The following is a 20,620-nucleotide window of genomic DNA, read 5'->3' on the forward strand; positions in this document are numbered from 1 at the left end:
AGTGGCGATGAGCTACGTGAGAGTAGGGCAAAAACGGAAATGTCCAGAGCATGCTCTGGCCCGATTTTGCGACTACAGCCTGTACGCCTGTAGGACTTCCATCGCCAAGCGCCTAACCGAGAAAGCCTCGTCCTGACGGACGGGGCTTTTTTATGGCTGCGATTTAAAATCCCCTGACCCTATCCGCGCTCTGTAAGCGATAAATAAACCGCAAGCGATCAAGGAACCGTACGCTTACCTCTGCCAAGTCCTTACCCACCTGCCAGCGGCTGAAACGGTCGAGGCATCGAAAATCTATTGTTCTGGAGCGACCAGTCCCTCTAATCAAAAGTTGTTGTTGGGTTACGCTGCGCTAACCCAACTTACCCTTAGCTGAGTCCTGGTTTACAGGAAACTAACTACCCTTGGATAACAAACCCACCTAATCAAGATGGGTTCCTTGATCGCTTACAAATAAATGCCTGAGAAAGGCCTGCGGTTTGTGTCTAAGACTGTATGAATTAGTAGCGTATGGATTATTGTTAAAACCTATGGTCTATATTGATACCGCTAATTGGATATTCAGGCGATCAACAGGTTTAATACAAGGACAAATCAGTTCGGGACAAATCCCGGCGGTCTTCAGTGGAGTGTAGAATATGGAGCGGATTACAATTTTTGGTCGGGAAGGCTGTGGTTTCTGTAAACGGGCCAAAGAACTTTGTGAAACTAAGAACCTTAATTTTCGTTATATTGATATCCATAAAGAAGGTATCAGCAAGCAGGATTTAGAGAAGACGATTGGTAAGCCTGTTGAGACGGTGCCACAGATTTTTAATGGCCAGGAATATATCGGGGGATACACAGAGTTTGCGGGCTTAGTGGAGCAATCAGGGGGTTGAGAGCTTCCCGCTGTTGATAAAATCATTAAGTAACGAAGACTGTCATCAAAAAATAAAGGGCTCATACCTTCCTGATATGAGCCCTTAAGACGAGGTGGTTTGCGCGTCGCGTTTCCATGCTACCAAGCTGTCGTCCCTGTCAGCCATCAATTCCCTTTGATAACCTCGCGAGCTAAGTATCCGTTTTTTATGGCCTATATTTATATAGGAATATTTCCTATTTTTAGGCCTATATTGGTATGTTCGCTCAATAACCTTGCATTAATGAGCGTTGAGTACAAATGTAGTGAAGTCTTTACTGGGAAATTTAACCCAGATAGATTATTAGCGGTTATGCTGTGAGCTTATGTAAACTTGACTACAACGCGTATTTAATCAATGGCCTGGCCTGAGCAAAAATCGAAGAGCAGGTTAGATTTTTTATAACGATAATGCTAACAGTTGTCCGTTTTATAAAGGAACAGAGGTGCTTCCATGCCTCTCTGTTGTGTCAGGTTGACATGTTTCGGCTCAGTCTAAAACCCAAGGCTAACTTGCGGAGGTTGCTCACTGTCACTCATAACCTGTGGTAGGCAGCTGAACAGACGGTCAGCTTCAATTTTCGCTTCTTCGATAAGATACGCCTTGACGTTTTCTGAGCGGTCTTCTGCAAGAGTATTCAAGGCTGTTGCTAACTCATCAGGACCGATTTGTTTCATTGATGCCGCTGCTGTAGATGCTCCGGTTTGAGGCTCCTGGCTGGAGTCGGGTAGAGCTTCTGGTTTTTCTCCGTTAGTGGTTACTGAAGATTGTGATGTGAGTTGTCCCTTCTGGTTGATAAGGAACTGCTGCTTTATCGCATCACTATCCGAGGCGACTGCTATCCCACATAGGTTAAGCCGAAGAGATTCTCGCTCTTTGAGTAACGAACTGATTTTGCTTAGGTAATCAGTAGCTTTGGTGTCTAATACTGGAGAGCCTGGAGTGAAAGATACGGGTTCCAGGTTGATGGCATTTTTACTGGCAGAATTGACTACCATACGGCCCAGGCTAATCAGTGCACCATAGGGCTGTAAAGCGTTGCTCAGATAACCGATAGCTCCTTCCTTGGCTACTTTTGTCATAACGATGTTAATAACACTTTGATAGCCAAATTCAGGGTCATTGACTGAGCCATTGATAGGAACTTCCAGCTCTACATTATTATCATCATCGGTGAGAATTGAGATGGCTGTTTCCAATGGCATACCCAGCTGCTGATTGAACTCTTTTGCAGAATTATCCTTTTTTTGCTTAACGTCGAGATTGCGAATATTGATCTTATTCTGACTATTAATTTTTCCTTCGTTAATCTTTCCTCCTGTTTTGATGGTGAACTGCCCGCTACGTAGCTGATATCCACTGTACTTCTGCATATAGGGGCTAAATGGAGGTAGCTCAAGATTATTAAGAGATCCTTTCCAATCTCCATTGGGGAGTGGTGACATCCAGCTATAGTTTCCTGCTGCTTTTAGCTCGCCAAAGCGATTAATCTTAGCGGCAAGGAGGAAGGGACCGGGTGCCGAAGAGGCTGAATCAATATTGGTAAGCTGTAATTTTTGAATCTGAATGTCTATATCTCTGGCATTAACAGATTCATCACTGAATTTGATTTGGGCAGGGGCCTCAAGCTGCACAGTCTTTATCGCGAAATGGAAAGGAGATGAGTCTTTTTCAGCACTTTGTTTTTCAGTGGCTGTTGCCACTTCTTCTTGTGTTGGCTCGTTGGAAGTGGAGCCGGTGATAGCAGACTGCCAGTCCAGCCAGGCCTGAGGGACGCCTTTGCCACTAAGGTTAAGTTCCGTGATTAACTCGCCAATGCTCAGGGTACCAAAGACAGCTTCAGTCGCTCCTACTTGAAGCGGGCTTATTTCAACAGCTGATAAGTCCAGTAAAGGCTTATTGTTGGCCAGTTTTATTGCTTCAATATCAAGCTTTGATGCTTGTACGGTATTATTCGGTAAAGCTGCTAAGTCCAAGAGCTGAATTTTTTGGATTGTAGCCAGGGTTGTCCCTGATGGTTGTGTGACAGATAACTGCTCAATGTCTGCAGAGCCTGAGAGTTCAGATAATTCAAAAGGTTTCAGAATAATAGATGCAGACCCGTCCCATTTACGGGAATGGCTGGATATCTTCAGATGGCCCAGACTGATTTCTGAAGGCTGAGTAGCCAAAGATCCGTTAAGAGACAGAGACTCTTGGAAATCTGACTTTAAGTCGCCGTTCCAGTGTATGTTATCTTCCGACACGGATAGATCAGGTTGCTCCAGCTTTAACTTGGCAACGGATAACTCTCCTTTGTTTAACAATTCTTCTAACTGGTTATCTGAAAACTTTACATTATTGCTGCCATCCCAGTGGATATTTGTAGAAGAGATATGCATCTTTTGGGCTGCATCTTGATTTAATTCCAGCTGATTAACTGAGAGACTACCTTTGTTGGTAATTTCTTCCAGTGAATTCTCAGCAAATAGTAGATCATTGCTGCCTTTCCAGGTAATTTCAGATGTCCCTAATTGCAATTGAGACTGTTGATCCGGAGTGTGATTCAGTTTCAGTTGAGCAACAGAAAAATCACCGGAATTAAACAGTTTTTGCAACTGGTTTTTGACTAGCTTCACATTTATGTTGCCATTCCACTGAATGCTTTCTGACAGGAATTCAAGTTGTGGCTGCTGAGCACTGCTTTGTGTCAGAGTAAGTGCTCCCTGGCTTTCAAGTTCTTGCAGAGATCCTTTTTCAAAACTGACGTGATTATCCCCCTGCCAACTGAGTGCTTTGTTTTTTACTTGGAGCTGTTCCTGAGAAAGTTGCAAGGAGGTGATAGCCAGTTTTCCTTTTGATACCACTTTTTGTGGTTTGGCATTTAGCATCTCAAGTTGGTTGTCCCCTTCCCAGACAATTTCTTTACTGCTGAAGCCCAAGCTTTCTTGCTTGATATCCGGGCTTATCAGCCGGAGCTTACCCTCAGTGATCACTGTTTTTATTCCTTCGGAGAACAGTGTTACTTCAGCATTACCGTTCCAGTTGATTGAGTTGGCTCCCAGTCGCAGCTTGTCATCTTTGAAACTTAGTTTGTTCAGTTGCAGGTCACCTTGCTCACTGATGTTGATTCCACTCTCTTTTTGTTGAATATTGATTTCCAGATTAGTGCTTAGTATCCCTTTCAGTTCAGGCACCCAAGGCTGTAGTAATGAGGACAAGTCTAAGCTATCGATCTGCAATTTAAGTTGTCCGCCGGCTTTTTGCGCCAGAGGAGTTCCCTGACTGTGTAAATCAAATGGGCGCTCATTTAGCTGACCCTTAAGCTCTAAAAAACTATCTTGGTCTGGTACCCAGTTATGCAATAACCGCAGAGCTCCTTTTTCAACTTCAAGACTATATTTTTGCTGCTCTAACTTGGCCGTCATTAATAGATTACTAAGATCTAATTCTGTTAGTCCCCAGTTCCATGGTTCTGATTCTGGTTGTTCTGATTTTTGATCGTCTGAGGCTGGAATCTGGATGGGTCCGACGAACCAATCCTTACCTTGCTGTTCTACAGCTAGCGCTGCGTTAGAAAATATCAATTGATTGAGTAATAAGCGTTTGTCCCACAAAGATCGGTAGCTGAAATCTGCTTCGAAATGACCGATGCTAAGGTCCGGGCGATTAGCAGCCGTTGCTTCAAGGCCCTGAAGACGAAAGCGTCCGGACCAGATATTCAGATACAAGCCTTTTATGCTTGCTTGTTCAGCCCCATTTTCCAACATCCAGTTTTTTATCAGCGACTTGGTAATAAAGGGTACTGCCAAGGAGATTACCAGCAGGAGGGTGGCCAGGAAGGTTGTCAATTTGACTAGCTTCTTAAATCTCGCGCTTTTGAATATCATTGGTCTGGTTTCTCCGGTCATTCGTCTCGGTAAGCATTGCTCAGGTTATTGAATATACATTTCGTTAATGTAAATCAACAGAGGAAAGAGAAATATCCATGGGTAGACTGAGGCTGTGATGGTCAGGGGCCTGTTGAGCCATGCTCTATCCTGGTATTCCATACAGCAGACGGTGAAGGTGTCTTTATCACCGTCCAGGAAGGTTTCGAAAAGAGTGGAAAAGCAGGTTAAGGTGTCAGTATATCCACTCCATTCGGGGTGCCGACTAAAATAATGTCCGCAGGCCGCGCTGCAAACAGTCCGTTGGTGACGACGCCTACCAGATTGTTGATTTTTTCTTCTAAGGCTATTGCAGCGTTGATTTCCAGATTGTGGACATCAAGGATTTGATTGCCGTTGTCAGTGGTAAAGCCGTCTCGATAAATGGGTTCTGCATCAAATTTACATAGTTCCCGGGCCACATAGCTGCGTGCCATGGGTATGACTTCTACCGGCAGTGGAAACTCGCCCAAAATATCAACCTTTTTACTCTCGTCGACAATACAGATAAAAGTCTTGGCTACCGCAGCGACAATTTTTTCGCGGGTCATGGCGCCACCACCACCCTTGATTAATTCAAAGCGTTCGTTGAACTCATCGGCACCATCAACGTAAAAATCCAGCTGATTGACGGAATTAAGGTCATAGACCGGAATACCATGGCTTTTCAGTCGCTCTGCTGTTGCTTCAGAGCTGGCGACAGCACCATCAAAGGTATGTTTTATTTTAGCCAGCTCTTCAATGAAACAGTTTGCTGTCGAGCCGGTACCGACACCAACAACAGAATCACTTTCGAGCTTATTTTTAAGTTGTTCAACGGCTGCCCTGCCGACTGCCTGCTTCATTTCATCTTGTGTCATGGTGTGTCCTGTCAATGGATGATGAACTTTGATGAATAATTATACGTTGCATAGCCCTATGCGTGTAGACGTCAGGGGTTGATAGTTATTACTATTACCCACTTTGTATGATTCTATCAAGTGGTCCCTTTGCTGGACTGAAAGTTCTTTATTCTGGAATACCAATGCCTCATCAATACATTAAGAAGATTCTTCAGGCCCGCGTTTACGACGTAGCAAAGGAAACCCCGTTAGATGATGCCAGGGCGATTTCCAAGCGCTTGAATAACCGCGTGTTACTCAAACGTGAAGATCTTCAGCCTGTATTTTCGTTTAAGCTCCGTGGTGCCTATAACAAGATGGCACAATTGTCAGAAGAGGAGAAAAGTAATGGCGTGGTGGCAGCGTCTGCCGGAAACCATGCTCAGGGTCTGGCTATGTCCGCAGCTGTTATGGGTGTTAAGGCGACAATAGTCATGCCTCGGACCACGCCGGATATTAAAGTCAATTCGGTTCGTGCGATGGGGGCTCAGGTTGTATTGCGCGGTGATACCTTTGATGAAGCATTCGCCCATTCCCAGAAACTGGTTGATGAGAAGGGCTATGTCTATATTCATCCCTTTGATGACCCTGACGTGATCGCGGGTCAGGGTACTATTGGTATGGAGATCTTACGTCAGGAAGCAGGGCCTATTCATGCCATATTTGTTCCTGTTGGCGGGGGAGGGCTGATTTCAGGTATCGCCGTGTATGTGAAATATCTTCGCCCGGATATTAAAGTCATTGGTGTTGAATCAGAAGACTCTGCGTGCCTTAAGGCTGCCCTTGAGGCTAATGAGCGAGTGATCTTGCCTCAGGTCGGTATTTTTGCTGATGGTATCGCTGTTGCCCAGATTGGCAAGAATACTTTCGATATTTGTCGTAATTATGTTGATGAGGTTGTCACTGTAAATACTGATGAAATCTGCGCCTCTTTGAAAGATATTTTCGATGATACCCGTTCTATTACAGAGCCTGCAGGTGCCGTTGCATTGGCTGGTCTGAAAAAATATGTTGCCCAGGAAGGGCTTGAAGAAAAAACTCTGGTAGCGATCGATAGTGGTGCTAACGTTAATTTTGATCGTTTGCGGCACGTTTCAGAACGGGCAGAGCTCGGTGAGCAGCGAGAAGCTATTATCGCTGCAAAAATACCAGAGCGTCCGGGAAGCTTTAAAAAATTCTGTAAGGCTTTGGGGCAGCGCATGATCACCGAGTTTAATTATCGCTACAGTGATGAGAACGATGCCGTCGTGTTTGCAGGTGTACAGATCAGGCCGGGTAATGAAGATCGTGAAGAACTGCTGAATGAGTTGAAAGAGCATATTGAGGAGGTTGAAGACCTTTCCGATAACGAAATTGCCAAGTTGCATGTACGTTATATGGTGGGTGGCCATGCACCTGCCAGTCTCGACAATGAAGTGGTGTATCGTTTCGAGTTTCCAGAACGTCCCGGTGCCTTGATGAAGTTTTTAAATAAACTGGGAGGACGCTGGAATATTTCCATGTTCCATTACCGTAATCACGGTGCCGCTTATGGTCGTGTTCTGGTAGGGATGCAGGTACCCGAGAACGAGCGATCTCAGGTAGCCCGGTTTTTAGAAGATATCAGCTATCAGTACCGTGAAGAAACCGACAATAAGGCGTTTCAATTATTTCTTAATTGATAATTGTGACTATTAAAACTCAGGGCTCGCTTGAATCATTATGGTGCTCAGTTTTCAGGTTTTTCGGGCTCTGCCCGCAAGGCAATGAAATACAGACTTCAAGACCGCCTGATTCTCGATTACGGGCGGTTATCTTCCCCTGGTGCAGCTTTATTGCCTTGGCTGCAATAGCCAGTCCTAGTCCATACCCGCCGCTCTCTCTCCCCCTGGATTGATCCGCTCGAAAGAAGGGTTCGAACAGTCTTTCCAGGCTGTCTTTATCAACTCCGGGGCCGCTGTCTGTAATACTTATTTCTACGCTATCCGGGCAAGGTTCAAGTTTAACCTCAACCTCGCCTTCACTGTATTTCAACGCATTGCGGACGATATTCTCGATTGCCCTGTATAGCAGCTTGTCATCTCCGTGAATGATGGTTGTCTCAGGAGCTTTCAGTAATACCCGCTGTTGTTCAAAATTAGCATCTTCTACCAGAGGGCGGAGTAGAGCGACAAGTTCTAACTCGCTAGAGTGGTAATCATTTTGATTGGAATTCAGTCGAACCAGACATAGAATTTCATCAATCAACTCGTTAATTCGTTCAGCTTCGAGTTCCATTCGGTCCAGTTCATTGGATTCGCCGGAGCGCTTGCGTGCCAACTCCAGTGCAATCCTTAGTCGTGCCAGTGGGGTACGCAATTCATGGGATATATCTCTTAGCATCTGCTGCTGGCCTTCGAGCAATGCCTGAATCTGATGGGCCATGGTGTCAAAATCCAAGCCCAGTTGACCCAGCTCATCTCTTCGTTTTCCCATCGACTTTGCCACCCTGCTATTTAAGTCACCATCTGCCAGCTTGCGGCTGGCGTGCTGCAATAATCGAATGGGCTTGACCAGATAGTGACTGAGCAACAATGCAACCAGGATAACAATCAAAATGGATATGCCTATGCGCCATAACAAAGTGGTACTGGAATAAAGGTGATCACTGAGTTCGTGGGGATTGAGCACAACAAAATGATAGCGTTTCCCGGAAGCGCTTATTGTTGGCCAGATTATTGGGCGAAAGCGTTTGTCAAAGAACTGCCTTCTTTTTATCTGATATTGTTGATCTTCGGGCTCATAAAAATAAGGGGAGCGCTGTCGGTTGTCATTGCCTCTTCGGGATCGACCTTCCAGCAGGTCCTTAAAATGGGGCGGAAGGGGATGACCGCTAACCTGACGATTATGTTCATCCAGTAACAGCACTTTAAGATCGGTACGGTGAAATAGCTGCTTTTTCCATAAGATTAAGGCTTGTCTTCCTCTTTCTTCGTATATTTCCGCAGCTTCTTGTGCCAACTCCGAGATATGTTCACTTTTCTGTTCAGAGCTCTGAAAGAGCCGGACCTGAATCCAGGTAACAGCCAGATTGGTGACAATGACCAGAATCATCACCAGCCAAAATGCGAAGAATATTTTCCAGTAAAGACGACGCATCAGGGGGTGTCCTCAGGTTTTAAGAGCAGGTAACCCATACCGCGAACCGTCTTTATACGGGTATTGCCATTCGGGTAAGGGCCGAGCTTACGACGTAAATTACTCAGATGCATGTCAATACTGCGATCGAAGGGACCCAGTTTACGGTTCAGGGCTTTACGCATCAGCTCCTCTTTGCTGACCAGGTTTCCTAATTGCTGCATCAGCACCAACAAGAGGCTGAACTCTGTGTGAGTAAGCTCTATTGGGGTACCATCACGAATAACACGGTGGGCCGTTGTGAACAGTTCCAGATCGCCAATGATCAGATGGTCCGCCAGTGGAGGTTCGTTATCTGTGGACTTATCTAATCCGACCCGGCGGATGATAGCCTTCAAGCGGGCAACCAGTTCACGCGGACTACAGGGCTTGGGAAGGTAATCATCAGCACCCATCTCAAAACCAACAATTCTGTCGATCTCATCTCCCCTGGCGGTCATCATCAACACAGGAGTATTGGACTCTCCTCGCAGCTCTCGCAGGGTATCGAAGCCATTCAGCTTGGGCATCATTACATCTAGAACGATAACATCATAAGCTGTATTCAAACCCTTTCTTAATGCACTTTGACCATCGTGGCACAGATCAACATCGAACCCTTCAAGCTCAAGAAACTCTTGTAATAGTTCACAAAGTTCTTTGTCGTCATCGACTAGCAGTATGCGGCTCATCCGGTCAGTCCTATCTAATTGACAGTAAGTGTCAGGTGGCATCTGTCGCTGTGTTTATTTTGCCATAACCTCATCTGCTGAATAGTCAGCTTTACAGAAACTTTACATAGCCTTGACTCTGGTTTGCATTGCCATCTTTAAACTTCAGGGTGTGAGTTATCAATACATCAGGAGAAAGATCATGAAAAAGACAATTGGATTGACCATCGCCGCGATAGCGTTAGCTGGAAGCACCGCTGTTGTTATTGCAGCAGACAAGGGTGTCGGTGCTAAAGATTGTAATGGTGGCGGATGGGGTAAACATCATAAAAGCGGTGGATATGATCGTCACGGCAAAGGATCGATGATGGGTGCCAAAATGCTGAATGTATTGGACTGGGAGCTTGAGCTAACAGCAGAGCAGCGAGATCAGATTCGTTCTTTGATGAAAGATCAGCAAGCACAAAAAGGCCAGATGAACAGTCCTAAACAGAATATGCGCAAAAGTATGATGGAACTGGATCCTGGCAGCGCTGACTATCAGGAGCAGGTCAAGCAGTTGGCTCAGCAGCAGGCTGATCAGATCACTCAGCGAATGACAGAGCGTGCGGAAACTTATGCGGCTATTTATGCCGTACTCACGCCAGAGCAACAGCAGACCTTCAAGGAGCTTAAGGGTCAGTGGGGAAAAAAGTGGAGCCAGCCGCGAGGACAGGGGCAGCAGGGAGCAATGAAGCAGGGAAATTAGCAGGTATAAAAGGAGCTGGCTTCCAAGCTCAGCTGTTGTTGTTACGCCTGGATCGTCAATCCAGGCTGACAACAGCAGAACGGCGTTTTATTTTATAGGCAGAGCAGCATGCACATAAGTAAATGGATAATTCTTGCACTGGGAGTGTAAGTTTATCTGTTCGAATCTGAAGACTGTAATGGCACCTGTGGTGAATGACTGAAACTATCATCTAAGAAGGCCTGGGCGGTAAATCCAAACAGAGATATCAGCCCCCAGGCCAGGCCGGTAACAACACCAAGATCGACAATACCTCGCCAGGGCTGTTCCAAAAGATGTACGATTTGAACCAGGCCGATTATTGCTATCGTGATGATAAAAGTGATGATTTGTCTCTTGCGTTCGATATGGAAGTAGCCCATGCAGAAAAGTGGGGCAAAAATCAGTCTTAAGAATGTAGGGTTGTCTTTTAAGTAGGCAATACGAGCTGCGACCCTGGGAGAAAATCCCTTTTGAAAACCTCGGTAACCCTCGCTGAAAGCCATAAAGGCAATCCATACCAAAGCAATTATCCAGTGATACCAGCTTAATGGTTGAGAGAAAGCGTCAAGCCCTACCAAGCTCAGGCGATAAATGGCACTACCTAAAATAAGGCAGATACCTAACATTCCCCAGGCGGCGGAAATTGTACCCATCAGTTACTTACTCGTATTAAAGGCGTCGGTGTAAAAGCCCGCCAGTATACCGTTGTCGAAGGAGCTTGACGACTGGCAGAAGACGCCTGCTTATGCGGACGTCTCTACTAAAGGTGTATAACTCAGCCTGGTCGTCCATCGATACGAGGTTTTAATAGGAATGGCCAGTAGTTGTAACAGAAAAAAGCAAATGAAATCGCCCAAAGAACAGCGGATGTGCTAATCAGCAACATATAGGCTGAACTGAACCACTCAATGCTCGCTGCTACACGGATTAGACTTGCAAGCGTAAGAATATAGATTCCATAAACGGTCAGCTTGGGGAGTTCTAACATTCGACCAGTATGGCCAAGCGAGACCCGGCCCATCATGCCCAGCGTAATGAGGCCAATCCCGCCTACCGTGAAAGCATGAGTGGCCGAAGAGCTAGATACCAAATTCAGTAGCGAAAGTCCCTTAAGTAAAAAGCCGGCTGCTATCCAACCGTATGCAACATGTAGAACCCATATAATAGGGTGTTGCCAGATCCGCTTATCATACCAACCGCTGAGGCGCACAAAATGAATAGTGCCAACAACCAGTGAAACGATTGCTGCGAGCAAAGCAGGTAATGGCAGGAGATCGGTAACTATGACAACAATGACACCTGCGACAGAGGCTATTTCAATGGCAGGCCATTGTTTAGGCACCATGCCCGGTAACGGATTACGGGTAAAGAAGGGGATGACTCGACCACCGAGTACCACGATGACCAGGATGACTAAGCTAAGACCCATATCGATACCGAAAGATAGTGTGTTGGCCACACCTATGGCACCTAGATGCATCAGCAGGTTAGCAATTGTAAATAGGCTTAGAATCACCAGAAAGGCTATGTTACGGGCCACCCGTGCTGCCAGTAAGGGTTTAGCTAAGCCTGCTATTACCAAAGGAGCGAAGGCGATATCGACAGCCAGGGTAAGCCAGTCAGGTTGCCCCAGATCGACCGTTGAAAGTAGCCGACCTGCCAGCCAAACCAGAGTTAACCCTATTAATGGAGCCCCTGAAGGTGTCTCCATGGAAGTCCAGTTTCTGGCGGCGGTGAGTAGAAATCCGGCAATCACCGCGAGACTGTATCCAAATATCATTTCGTGGGCATGCCAGCCGACGTGGCCGTAATAATTATTGAGTGCGATATGGCCAGAGAAAAAGGGTATCCAAAGTAATATCAGCAATACGGCACTTAGGCCAGCCAAGGAGAAAAAGGGGCGAAAACCCAGGAAAAACAGAGCAAAAGTGTCCTCCGGGATCCTGTCTTCAGGTCTTTCTATATTCAACATTGTTAAGATCTCTAAAGCGGGCAGTGAAGAGCGCCTGGTGGATCGTCACTGTGGTTTAAATGTGCCAATAATTGATCAAAAAGTCTACGGACGGCAGCCTCTGCTCTCCTTGATAACTATCATTTGAGCCGGTTAAAAATCCAATGCGTAAATCTCAAAAAGAAAAAGCCCCTGAGTAGGGGCTTTTGGAGGTGTTCAGTGCCAAAGTCAATTACTTGGCGAAGTTCTCTGCAACGAACTCCCAGTTCACAAGTGCCCAGAAAGCATTCATATAGTCAGGACGTACGTTGCGGTAGTCGATGTAGTAAGCGTGTTCCCATAAATCGACTGTAAGCAGTGGAGTCTGGCCTTCAGTGAGTGGGCATCCAGCATTACTGGTATTTACAATTGCCAGTGAGCCATCGCTATTCTTAACCAACCAAGTCCAGCTGGAACCAAAATTGTTGATAGCGCTGTCTGTTAGCTTGTCTTTAAATGCTGCAAAAGACCCAAAAGCGCTGTTAATAGCGTCAGCTACAGCACCTGTTGGCTCGCCACCGCCATTAGGGCTTAGGCAGTTCCAGTAGAAGCTGTGGTTCCAGATTTGTGCAGCATTATTAAAAACACCACCAGCAGGAGCAGAAGTGATGATCTCCTCCAGGCTTTTGTTTTCGTATTCAGTTCCAGGAATCAGTCCATTCAACTTAACCACATAGGTGTTGTGGTGTTTGCCGTGGTGATATTCCAGAGTCTCCTGAGAGATGTGTGGTTGCAGTGCATCTTTAGCGTAAGGGAGAGGTGGTAATTCAAAGCTCATGATGTGACCTTCTTCTATCCTGATTAAGCGTAAACTATAAGCGCCTGCCCTGGTTATTCTGAATGCTCCTTATGGACAGGGGCCACGATATTATCACTGTATTGATATAAATCATACTAAATTGGTCGGGTATCGGTCGACTACATAGATTAGTCAAACAGATATACTTACCCATCCTGGTGCATAGCAAGTATACGTAATAGCCAATGGTATGGTCGACTAAAGTGGATTCCACATCTGCAATATTAGTTCATAGAATACAGATCTATATATGACAATAACAAGAATTGGCCAATCTATGCCTAGAATCATGCTTTATATCGCCGCGCTTGCCTTGTTGGGGTTTTTCCTCAGTCGCCAGTTCATGTCTCCTGAAACCCGGGAGCCTTTCATTGAGGCGTGCCTGAGTGGTGGGTCTGGCACCGAAAAGCAATGTAGTTGTTTGGCGGATTACGTTCATGAGCGGTTAACGCAGGATGAAATCAGAGCCGTGATGGAAAATCGGGTGGCAGGAAAGCAGTTTCAGGATAAAGTCGCCAATGTGGTTCGCAGTGGGGCCAATGCCTGTCGTTGATCAGGGCTTGATAATCAATCGGAAAAATAACTCGACCAACCAAAGGATGGATCGGCCAGCGCAAGAAAATCAGGATTGTAAAGATCTTCCTTTTGGTTGTAGCGCAGGGGGTCAAGTGACAAGTCGACCAGCTGTCCACCAGCGGCTTCCAAAACTGCCTGAGCTGCTGCAGTGTCCCATTCGCAGGTCCGGCCCAAGCGCAGATGTAAGTCTGCTTTTCCTTCTGCAAGCAAGCATATCTTGAGTGAGCTGCCTATAGTCGCTAAGGTTACATTACCTATCTGCCGTAGTTTTTCGATATAGTTATCGAGACGAGGATCCAGGTGGCTTCTGCTGGTCAGAATATCCAGGCCTTTCAGCGGTTCTAGAGAGCGACAGTGGATAGCGCGAGTACTGCCTGCCGCATCGCGTTTTAATGCTCCTTGCTTCAGGCAACCCGCATAAGTGTTACCAGTCGCTGGCACATGTACGGCCCCCAGTGTAGATCGGCCACTTTCGATGAGAGCGATGTTAACGGTGAACTCGCCATTTCGTTTAATAAATTCTTTGGTTCCGTCCAGAGGATCTACCAGCCAATAGCGTTGCCACTGGTGTCGTTGTTGAATACTCTGCTGATCCGATTCTTCAGATAGAATGGGAAGTTCCGGGGTGAGTTGTCTGAGTCTGGTGCAAATTAGATTATGAGCTTCAATATCCGCTTCAGTCACAGGAGTGCTGTCTGTTTTTTCATTGACTGAAAAGCCAGATGTGCGATTGTAGATTGCCAAAATGGCTTCACCTGCTTCCTGAGTGATGTCCATTATCTGTGGTAGTAACTGATTTGAGTTCGGCATCTTTTGATCACTCAGAATAATTGAATGGTAAATTGGCAAGTGTCTGCAGAAATTCAGATTATATGATTGGCTGCTTGAGCATATCGATCAATAGTTATGGTTTGCTCGTTTAAGGTTCCTAAGATATCTGTTCAGTTTTGTTAGACAGCTGTGCGGATAGCCTGGGATCTTTACGTACTTTCTGCCAGAGACAGAGTGCCGCGATCACTCTGGCTTCTGCGAAGTTTTCTTCAAAGACCAGTTCCGAAATATTTTCGATGGGATAGGGAATAACTTCCAGTTCTTCCGGCTCATCTCCCGGGCGGCGCTGAGGATAAAGATCTTCAGCAATAACCACTTGAATCCTGTGTCCCATGTAGCTAGGGGAGGTGGTCATAGATCTTAGCGGTGTTAAGCGACGAGCCCCATAGCCAACTTCTTCCATAAGCTCCCTGTTAGCCGCTTCTAAAGCTGTTTCGCCGGGGTCAATCAACCCCTTGGGTAGAGTGAGCTGATACTCATGTATGCCAGCGGCATATTCATTGATAAGCAATAGTGTTTCGTTGTTGAGGACGGGGATAATCATTACAGCCCCGTTTCCTTTGCTGGCCAGACGCTCATAAGTACGCTCGACGCCATTGGAAAAACGCAGGTCCAGTTCCTCTACTTCAAACAATCGGCTTTTTGCTGCAGTCCTTGCCTTCAAAACCTGTGGCTTTGTGGGCATACTGAAATCTCCCTAGTAATAATTCTCTTTGTGAGAAAAGAAGTCATGGCTCTCTTTCGAGACTAAAAATTATCGTTCTCTTTGGAGAACTTAAAGAAGTACTGATTATGTTGGATTGGGATGTCATCGATACCGTGCTACTTGATATGGACGGTACCCTGTTGGACCTGCACTACGATACCTACTTTTGGCTTGAACATCTGCCTACCCGATATGCTCAACATCATGGCCTGGAACGCTCTCAGGCTAAAGAGCAATTGACGAAGCGTATCATACAAGAACAGGGGACGCTAAATTGGTATTGTGTTGATTTCTGGTCTGCGGAACTGGGGGTCGACATTGCTGCGTTGAAGCGTGAAATACAGCATAAAGTCAAGTTTCGTCCTCATGTTGAAGACTTCTTGTCCGGGTTACGTAAGCATCAGATCCGTTCCGTAATTGTGACCAATGCACACCAGAAAAGTTTAGCGATAAAAATGGAAAAAACAGGACTGGATCGCTTGGTCGACAGAGTCATCTGTGCCCACGATTACCGTTTACCCAAGGAGGATATCCGGTTTTGGGACTTGCTAAAGGAAGATGAACCTTTTGATAAGACCAGGACTCTTTTAGTTGATGACAATCTGGAAGTATTGCGCTCGGCCAGAGACTACGGAATCGGGCAGTTGCTAACCATTTTAGTACCGGACAGCCAGCAGCAAAAGCGAGATGTTAATGAATTTCCCGGTATCAGCCATTTTGATGAAATAGAGCCGGCAGGGACTTCTGGAAAGAACAAAAAATAGGCTCAGCAAAGCCGTGCCTGAGTTAAAGCAAAACAGCAATGAGTAAGAAAAACAGTGGTTAATCAACAGTCAGAACAGCATCAGAAAATTAGATTGGATAAATGGTTATGGGCTGCTCGGTTTTTTAAAACCCGAGCGATTGCCAAGCAGGCTATTGAAGGAGGCAAGGTTCACTACAATGGTGCTCGCAGCAAATGCAGCCGTGTGGTTGAGCGGGGAGCAATCTTGAAAATTCGCCAGGGCTTTGACGAAAAAACGGTGGAAGTTCTGGTCTTATCTGATCAACGTAGGGGCGCCCCTGAAGCGGCTAAACTCTATGCTGAAACCCCGGAAAGTATTAAGCAACGTGAAATGAGTGCGGAACAGAGGCGATCTTTGCGAGGTGCTCAGCCCGCCACAGAAGGGCGGCCCAGTAAGAAAGATCGCCGCCTGATCCACGGCTTTAAAGAAAGAAACCGAGAGTAGTCGCTAGGTTTTGTGTAGGTAAGCGAGGTTTCGTTGCATCATCAGATACCTCTTACTACCTAACTGACCTTCGGGTTATCTGAACAGGGTCAGGAACGAAAAAATGGCAGTAGATTAAGACCTGGGATGAGTTTTCCTAAACGATAGAAGAAGGGGGTCAGATACTCACAAAGTAGCGTGGTGAGTTTCTGTAGCAGCGGTGTGTGAAATGCCCAGCTTAGAGTTACGAGAGCAACGGCTAATCCGCCGACAAAGTTGTCTGTGAACCAGTGGGCCCCGGCCACCAATCGAGGTAACATGAATAGCACGGAGATTAAAACGGTGATTAGCGCCAGTCGTGAGCGAAGCATAAGTACTAAAAAACCGCTCCAGGTCCAGAGCACGGCAGAGTGATCGCCGGGAAAACTATGGGTGGATGAATCCTTGGTACCTAACTGGGGAAATATCTCAGAGAGTAAATAAGCTGGTTGCAGTTGGATTGAAGGACTATTGCCACTCAGGTCAAGCAAAATAGCCAGTTCATACAGAGCCTCTCTGATGGGCCACATCAGAATAATGAGTAAAACGAAACCGATAAAAGCGCTGTGTAGTTGATGCTGTTTTATACCCAGTATAGGGAAGGTCAGAGAAATAAGAATGATCAGCATAGGGACAACGTCGGATATTCGGACATTCATCGCAGCCCAGAAGTATTGCCAGCTTTCCCCACTAGAAAGAGAGCCATTCAATAGAAAAAATATCTTTTCATCCATCCAAAGCCACAGTGAGTGACTACCAGGAAAGATCCAGCTTGCCAGTAGCACCATTGCCAGTCCGTGGAACAGTGCGAGAGATTTTAGCTGCCAGCAATTGCCGAAGGGGTGTGTTTGTGGATTCATAAGGTCCTTGGGTGTCTCTTCAAGAGGTGAGGCTTGTGTTAAAATTGCTTGTATTGAAATGATTAACCAAATATATCACCGCCGATCAGAGCTGCCTAGAAGCAGCAGACCTTAAGATTCGGCGGGCACCCCTTACACTTAGCTGACTATTTCGAGTTTTACCCAAGTATGAGCAATTCCGATCAAATACAACGTTTTCTATTCGAAGATACTGACCAGCGTGGCGTTCTAGTTGGCTTGGAGTCCTGTTATCAGGAGGTTTTGAGTCGTCACCCCTATCCCGTTAAAGTGGCCTCGTTATTGGGTGAAATGTTGGCAGCCATCGGATTGTTGAGCTCTACCCTTAAGTTCGAAGGGCGACTGAGCCTGTTAGCTCGGGGAGATGGGCCTGTTTCCATGTTGATGGCTGAATGTAATCATCGGCGGGATTTGCGAGCGATTGCTCGTTGGCAAGACCCGATCGCTGATGATGCAGGGCTGCCGACTCTTTTGGGTAATGGGCAATTGGCGATTACCATAGAGCCTGATCGGGGTAACCGCTACCAAGGAATTGTGCCCTTGGAGAAACCTCAGTTGGCTCAATGTCTTGAGGAGTATTTCATGCAGTCTGAGCAGCTTGCGACTCGGATTACTCTGGCTGCTGATACTGAAAAGGCTGCGGGCCTGCTGTTACAGGCGTTGCCCAGCGATAAAGACAGTCAGATTGTGGAAGAAAACTGGGACCGAATAACTCATCTGGGAAGTACATTGACCAGTCAGGAATTACTGACTCTGGACAATAGCGAGTTGTTGCACCGGCTATATCATCAGGAGGATGTCCGTGTCTTTGACGCGGAAGAGTTGCGGTTTGACTGTGATTGTAGCCGTGAGCGCAGTTTGACAGCTTTAAAAACCTTGCAGAGTGATGAGTTGGAAGAAATGTTAGAAAAGGAAGGATCAATCACCATGGATTGCCAGTTCTGTAACAATCAATATCGGTTTGATCGCACCAGTATCGCAGAGATACAGGGAGTTTCAGGAGCTGTGGAGCCATCGAAAAGTTGTCATTAGATACTATGGTGCCTTGTTATTTATAAAACAGGCCCCATCAACCGTTAGTTAATAGGAATCTTTGTTAGCGTCTGTGGATGCCTGCCACGATCAGCCGAGGCCGATACTTTGTCCTGCGCTTCCCAAAAAATTTCAGTCAATGCTATTATTAGTGACTCTATAAGTTGCTAGCCCCTTGGAGACAAGACCAAATGAGCGAAAATATTGTCAATGTAACGGATGCTAGTTTTGAGGATGATGTACTCAAAGCGGAAGGTGCTGTCTTGGTTGACTACTGGGCCGAGTGGTGTGGTCCCTGTAAAATGATTGCCCCAGTGCTGGAAGAAGTAGCCAAGGACTACGGTGATAAATTAAAGGTTTGTAAATTGAACATCGACGAAAATAACGAAACTCCGCCAAAGTTCGGTATTCGTGGCATACCTACGCTGATGTTGTTTAAAGACGGAAACGTAGAAGCAACAAAAGTTGGTGCTCTATCCAAGTCTCAACTAACTGCGTTTCTTGATAGTAGCCTCTGATCTATGATGTACATACAGCCGCTATTAGCGGCTGTATGTTGCTGTTGGCACTAAGCGAATTCGGTAGATTACCTGTATTGATTGGCAACTGTTGTAATCAAGGCGTCTTCTGCATATAGTGTTGCCAGTCAGTTGTTAGCAAGCACGTTAGAATAAGTCTGTAATCTACTTTTTTAATTGATAAGCTAACTACATTATCTCAGTTTGTTGTCCGTTACTTTTTAAGTTATTTTTCTCGTCCGTCGGGAGTTGTTATCCGCCGTAAGTTGATCTAAGCTAATTTAGATCCTTTGAATCACTCGGTAGTGGTTGCATTCCTAAACATTAATAGACAAAATAGACCAGCATCCACTTCCGTTGATGTGTAAACCATTTCTAAATACCCCCTCTTGACCATCCATTCACCTGCCAGTGTGCATCTTGACAAATAGACTATGAATCTAAGCGAACTAAAATTAAAACCCGTTAAAGAACTACTCGAAATCGCCAAAGACATGGGCATGGATAATCTTGCCCGTTCCCGTAAGCAGGATGTCATCTTCTCTATTCTCAAGAAGCACGCAAAAAGCGGTGAAGACATTTACGGAGATGGTGTCCTGGAAATTTTGCAGGATGGCTTTGGATTTCTTCGTTCAGCCGAAGGCTCTTACCTGGCGGGACCTGATGATATCTATGTATCTCCCAGTCAGATTCGTCGGTTTAATCTGCGCAAAGGGGATACCATTGCCGGTAAGATTCGGCCCCCCAAGGACGGCGAACGTTATTTTGCACTGCTGAAAGTCAGTGAGATCAACTTTGATCGTCCTGAGCATGCAAAAAACAAGATCCTGTTTGAAAACCTGACTCCGCTATTTCCTCAGAAGCGCTTGGTGCTGGAAATGGGCAACGGTTCCAAGGAAGATCTAACGGCTCGGATTATTGATCTGATCGCTCCTATCGGCAAGGGCCAGCGTGGTTTGATCGTGTCCCCGCCTAAAGCCGGTAAGACATTAATGCTACAGAATATTGCATCTTCCATTACCCGCAATAATCCTGAGTGCCACTTGATCGTTCTGTTGATTGATGAGCGGCCGGAAGAAGTAACGGAAATGCAACGCTCAGTGCGTGGTGAAGTGGTAGCCAGTACCTTTGATGAGCCACCAGCCCGTCATGTACAGGTGGCTGATATGGTTATTGAGAAGGCCAAGCGTCTGGTCGAACACAAAAAAGACGTTGTCATCCTGCTGGACTCCATTACCCGCCTTGCTCGTGCCTATAACACCGTAATCCCTTCCTCCGGCAAAGTGCTGACTGGTGGTGTAGATGCTCACGCACTGGAACGTCCCAAGCGTTTCTTTGGTGCAGCTCGTAATATCGAAGAAGGCGGTAGTTTGACGATTCTGGCAACGGCTCTGGTTGATACCGGCTCGAAGATGGATGAAGTGATCTTTGAGGAATTTAAAGGTACAGGTAACTCTGAAGTGCACCTGGATCGCAAAGCGGCGGAGCGTCGCGTCTTCCCTGCCATCAATATTCGCCGCTCGGGCACCCGTCGTGAAGATCTGCTGACCTCTGAAGACGAGTTACAGCGGATGTGGATCTTACGAAAGCTGCTCGATTCTATGGAAGATACCGCCGCTGTCGAGTTTGTGTTGGATAAGCTTAAAGACTTCAAGACTAATGACGAGTTCTTTATGTCTATGAAGCGCAAGTAAATCCCAGGAATAACAGGTCTGAATCTGTTTCGACAAAAAGGTAGGCTGCGGCTTACCTTTTTTATGCAAAAAATTCAGATAGA

At 46.2% G+C, this 20,620-nt stretch carries 19 protein-coding genes; 9 read left to right on the top strand and 10 right to left on the bottom strand.

All coding sequences use genetic code 11. The features are described 5' to 3' along the window. Positions 1 to 638: 638 nt before the first annotated feature. Positions 639 to 881 (top strand): GrxA family glutaredoxin, encoded by a 243-nt coding sequence (locus BGP75_RS03160; RefSeq protein WP_076715053.1) that lies wholly within the window; start codon positions 639 to 641, stop codon positions 879 to 881. Positions 882 to 1,396: 515 nt separating this feature from the next. Here the strand turns inward: BGP75_RS03160 and BGP75_RS03165 are convergent. Together BGP75_RS03165 and rpiA are read right to left on the bottom strand one after the other, a co-directional pair. After that, positions 1,397 to 4,771, bottom strand: a complete 3,375-nt coding sequence (locus BGP75_RS03165; RefSeq protein ID WP_076715056.1) for a DUF748 domain-containing protein — start codon at positions 4,769 to 4,771, stop codon at positions 1,397 to 1,399. A gap of 227 nt (positions 4,772 to 4,998) precedes the next feature. Continuing rightward, positions 4,999 to 5,670: a ribose-5-phosphate isomerase RpiA gene (rpiA, locus tag BGP75_RS03170; protein ID WP_076715059.1), complete on the bottom strand. Its 672-nt coding sequence runs from the start codon at positions 5,668 to 5,670 to the stop codon at positions 4,999 to 5,001. Positions 5,671 to 5,834: 164 nt separating this feature from the next. Between rpiA and ilvA the strand changes: the two genes are divergently transcribed. Beyond that, positions 5,835 to 7,352: a threonine ammonia-lyase, biosynthetic gene (gene ilvA / locus BGP75_RS03175; protein ID WP_076715711.1), complete on the top strand. Its 1,518-nt coding sequence runs from the start codon at positions 5,835 to 5,837 to the stop codon at positions 7,350 to 7,352. A gap of 19 nt (positions 7,353 to 7,371) precedes the next feature. Here ilvA and BGP75_RS03180 read toward each other — a convergent pair whose 3' ends face one another. Continuing rightward, the gene (locus tag BGP75_RS03180) at positions 7,372 to 8,808 is read right to left on the bottom strand and encodes a HAMP domain-containing histidine kinase (RefSeq protein ID WP_076715062.1); all 1,437 of its coding nucleotides are present in this window, start codon (positions 8,806 to 8,808) and stop codon (positions 7,372 to 7,374) included. After that, entirely contained in the window at positions 8,808 to 9,518 is a 711-nt protein-coding gene (locus tag BGP75_RS03185) for a response regulator transcription factor (RefSeq protein WP_076715064.1), read from the bottom strand. Before BGP75_RS03185 ends, BGP75_RS03180 begins: the two co-directional genes overlap by 1 nt. 181 nt (positions 9,519 to 9,699) lie before the next feature. On the opposite strand from BGP75_RS03185, the gene BGP75_RS03190 reads away from it, so the two are divergent. Beyond that, entirely contained in the window at positions 9,700 to 10,245 is a 546-nt protein-coding gene (locus BGP75_RS03190; protein ID WP_076715066.1) for a Spy/CpxP family protein refolding chaperone, read from the top strand. Positions 10,246 to 10,397: 152 nt separating this feature from the next. On the opposite strand, the gene BGP75_RS03195 is transcribed toward BGP75_RS03190, so the two are convergent. From BGP75_RS03195 to sodB, 3 genes are all read right to left on the bottom strand, one after another. Then, positions 10,398 to 10,919, bottom strand: coding sequence for a hypothetical protein (locus BGP75_RS03195; RefSeq protein ID WP_076715068.1), 522 nt, complete (start codon positions 10,917 to 10,919; stop codon positions 10,398 to 10,400). A 122-nt stretch (positions 10,920 to 11,041) separates the two neighbouring features. After that, a complete protein-coding gene (locus BGP75_RS03200) occupies positions 11,042 to 12,238 on the bottom strand; it encodes an NnrS family protein (RefSeq protein ID WP_076715070.1) in 1,197 nt (398 codons plus the stop codon). Positions 12,239 to 12,449: 211 nt separating this feature from the next. Beyond that, positions 12,450 to 13,034: a superoxide dismutase [Fe] gene (gene sodB / locus BGP75_RS03205; RefSeq protein WP_076715072.1), complete on the bottom strand. Its 585-nt coding sequence runs from the start codon at positions 13,032 to 13,034 to the stop codon at positions 12,450 to 12,452. A gap of 271 nt (positions 13,035 to 13,305) precedes the next feature. On the opposite strand from sodB, the gene BGP75_RS03210 reads away from it, so the two are divergent. Next, on the top strand, positions 13,306 to 13,608 hold the full coding sequence (locus BGP75_RS03210) for a hypothetical protein (protein WP_233152829.1): 303 nt from the start codon (positions 13,306 to 13,308) through the stop codon (positions 13,606 to 13,608). A gap of 14 nt (positions 13,609 to 13,622) precedes the next feature. On the opposite strand, the gene cysQ is transcribed toward BGP75_RS03210, so the two are convergent. After that, a complete protein-coding gene (cysQ, locus tag BGP75_RS03215; RefSeq protein ID WP_076715076.1) occupies positions 13,623 to 14,441 on the bottom strand; it encodes a 3'(2'),5'-bisphosphate nucleotidase CysQ in 819 nt (272 codons plus the stop codon). 118 nt (positions 14,442 to 14,559) lie between these two features. After that, positions 14,560 to 15,147 (bottom strand): ADP compounds hydrolase NudE, encoded by a 588-nt coding sequence (nudE, locus tag BGP75_RS03220; RefSeq protein ID WP_076715078.1) that lies wholly within the window; start codon positions 15,145 to 15,147, stop codon positions 14,560 to 14,562. A 107-nt stretch (positions 15,148 to 15,254) separates the two neighbouring features. Between nudE and yrfG the strand changes: the two genes are divergently transcribed. Continuing rightward, positions 15,255 to 15,932, top strand: a complete 678-nt coding sequence (gene yrfG / locus BGP75_RS03225; RefSeq protein ID WP_076715080.1) for a GMP/IMP nucleotidase — start codon at positions 15,255 to 15,257, stop codon at positions 15,930 to 15,932. 93 nt (positions 15,933 to 16,025) lie between these two features. Next, positions 16,026 to 16,397 carry an RNA-binding S4 domain-containing protein gene (locus tag BGP75_RS03230; protein ID WP_233152830.1) on the top strand — a complete coding sequence of 124 codons (372 nt, stop codon included), beginning with the start codon at positions 16,026 to 16,028 and terminating at the stop codon, positions 16,395 to 16,397. 89 nt (positions 16,398 to 16,486) lie between these two features. On the opposite strand, the gene BGP75_RS03235 is transcribed toward BGP75_RS03230, so the two are convergent. Next, entirely contained in the window at positions 16,487 to 17,275 is a 789-nt protein-coding gene (locus BGP75_RS03235; RefSeq protein ID WP_076715084.1) for a phosphatase PAP2 family protein, read from the bottom strand. Between the two features lie 168 nt (positions 17,276 to 17,443). On the opposite strand from BGP75_RS03235, the gene hslO reads away from it, so the two are divergent. The 3 genes from hslO (at position 17,444) to rho (ending at position 20,537) form a co-directional block, all read left to right on the top strand. After that, positions 17,444 to 18,325 carry an Hsp33 family molecular chaperone HslO gene (gene hslO, locus BGP75_RS03240; protein ID WP_076715086.1) on the top strand — a complete coding sequence of 294 codons (882 nt, stop codon included), beginning with the start codon at positions 17,444 to 17,446 and terminating at the stop codon, positions 18,323 to 18,325. A gap of 191 nt (positions 18,326 to 18,516) precedes the next feature. After that, positions 18,517 to 18,843, top strand: coding sequence for a thioredoxin TrxA (gene trxA, locus BGP75_RS03245; RefSeq protein ID WP_076715088.1), 327 nt, complete (start codon positions 18,517 to 18,519; stop codon positions 18,841 to 18,843). A gap of 434 nt (positions 18,844 to 19,277) precedes the next feature. Continuing rightward, a complete protein-coding gene (gene rho / locus BGP75_RS03250; RefSeq protein WP_076715091.1) occupies positions 19,278 to 20,537 on the top strand; it encodes a transcription termination factor Rho in 1,260 nt (419 codons plus the stop codon). The last annotated feature ends 83 nt before the right edge of the window (positions 20,538 to 20,620 follow it).

Origin of the sequence: Motiliproteus sp. MSK22-1, from assembly GCF_001968815.1 — a bacterium.
Lineage (GTDB): Bacteria > Pseudomonadota > Gammaproteobacteria > Pseudomonadales > Balneatricaceae > Motiliproteus.

Coding starts and splice junctions, on each gene's coding strand:
- rho (WP_076715091.1), top strand. CDS start 19,278: ATGAATCTAAGCGAACTAAAATTAAAACCCGTTAAAGAACTACTCGAA.
- nudE (WP_076715078.1), bottom strand. CDS start 15,147: ATGCCCACAAAGCCACAGGTTTTGAAGGCAAGGACTGCAGCAAAAAGC.
- BGP75_RS03200 (WP_076715070.1), bottom strand. CDS start 12,238: ATGTTGAATATAGAAAGACCTGAAGACAGGATCCCGGAGGACACTTTT.
- BGP75_RS03165 (WP_076715056.1), bottom strand. CDS start 4,771: ATGATATTCAAAAGCGCGAGATTTAAGAAGCTAGTCAAATTGACAACC.
- BGP75_RS03185 (WP_076715064.1), bottom strand. CDS start 9,518: ATGAGCCGCATACTGCTAGTCGATGACGACAAAGAACTTTGTGAACTA.
- cysQ (WP_076715076.1), bottom strand. CDS start 14,441: ATGCCGAACTCAAATCAGTTACTACCACAGATAATGGACATCACTCAG.
- sodB (WP_076715072.1), bottom strand. CDS start 13,034: ATGAGCTTTGAATTACCACCTCTCCCTTACGCTAAAGATGCACTGCAA.
- BGP75_RS03235 (WP_076715084.1), bottom strand. CDS start 17,275: ATGAATCCACAAACACACCCCTTCGGCAATTGCTGGCAGCTAAAATCT.
- BGP75_RS03195 (WP_076715068.1), bottom strand. CDS start 10,919: ATGGGTACAATTTCCGCCGCCTGGGGAATGTTAGGTATCTGCCTTATT.
- hslO (WP_076715086.1), top strand. CDS start 17,444: ATGAGCAATTCCGATCAAATACAACGTTTTCTATTCGAAGATACTGAC.
- trxA (WP_076715088.1), top strand. CDS start 18,517: ATGAGCGAAAATATTGTCAATGTAACGGATGCTAGTTTTGAGGATGAT.
- BGP75_RS03190 (WP_076715066.1), top strand. CDS start 9,700: ATGAAAAAGACAATTGGATTGACCATCGCCGCGATAGCGTTAGCTGGA.
- BGP75_RS03160 (WP_076715053.1), top strand. CDS start 639: ATGGAGCGGATTACAATTTTTGGTCGGGAAGGCTGTGGTTTCTGTAAA.
- rpiA (WP_076715059.1), bottom strand. CDS start 5,670: ATGACACAAGATGAAATGAAGCAGGCAGTCGGCAGGGCAGCCGTTGAA.
- yrfG (WP_076715080.1), top strand. CDS start 15,255: ATGTTGGATTGGGATGTCATCGATACCGTGCTACTTGATATGGACGGT.
- ilvA (WP_076715711.1), top strand. CDS start 5,835: ATGCCTCATCAATACATTAAGAAGATTCTTCAGGCCCGCGTTTACGAC.
- BGP75_RS03210 (WP_233152829.1), top strand. CDS start 13,306: ATGACAATAACAAGAATTGGCCAATCTATGCCTAGAATCATGCTTTAT.
- BGP75_RS03180 (WP_076715062.1), bottom strand. CDS start 8,808: ATGCGTCGTCTTTACTGGAAAATATTCTTCGCATTTTGGCTGGTGATG.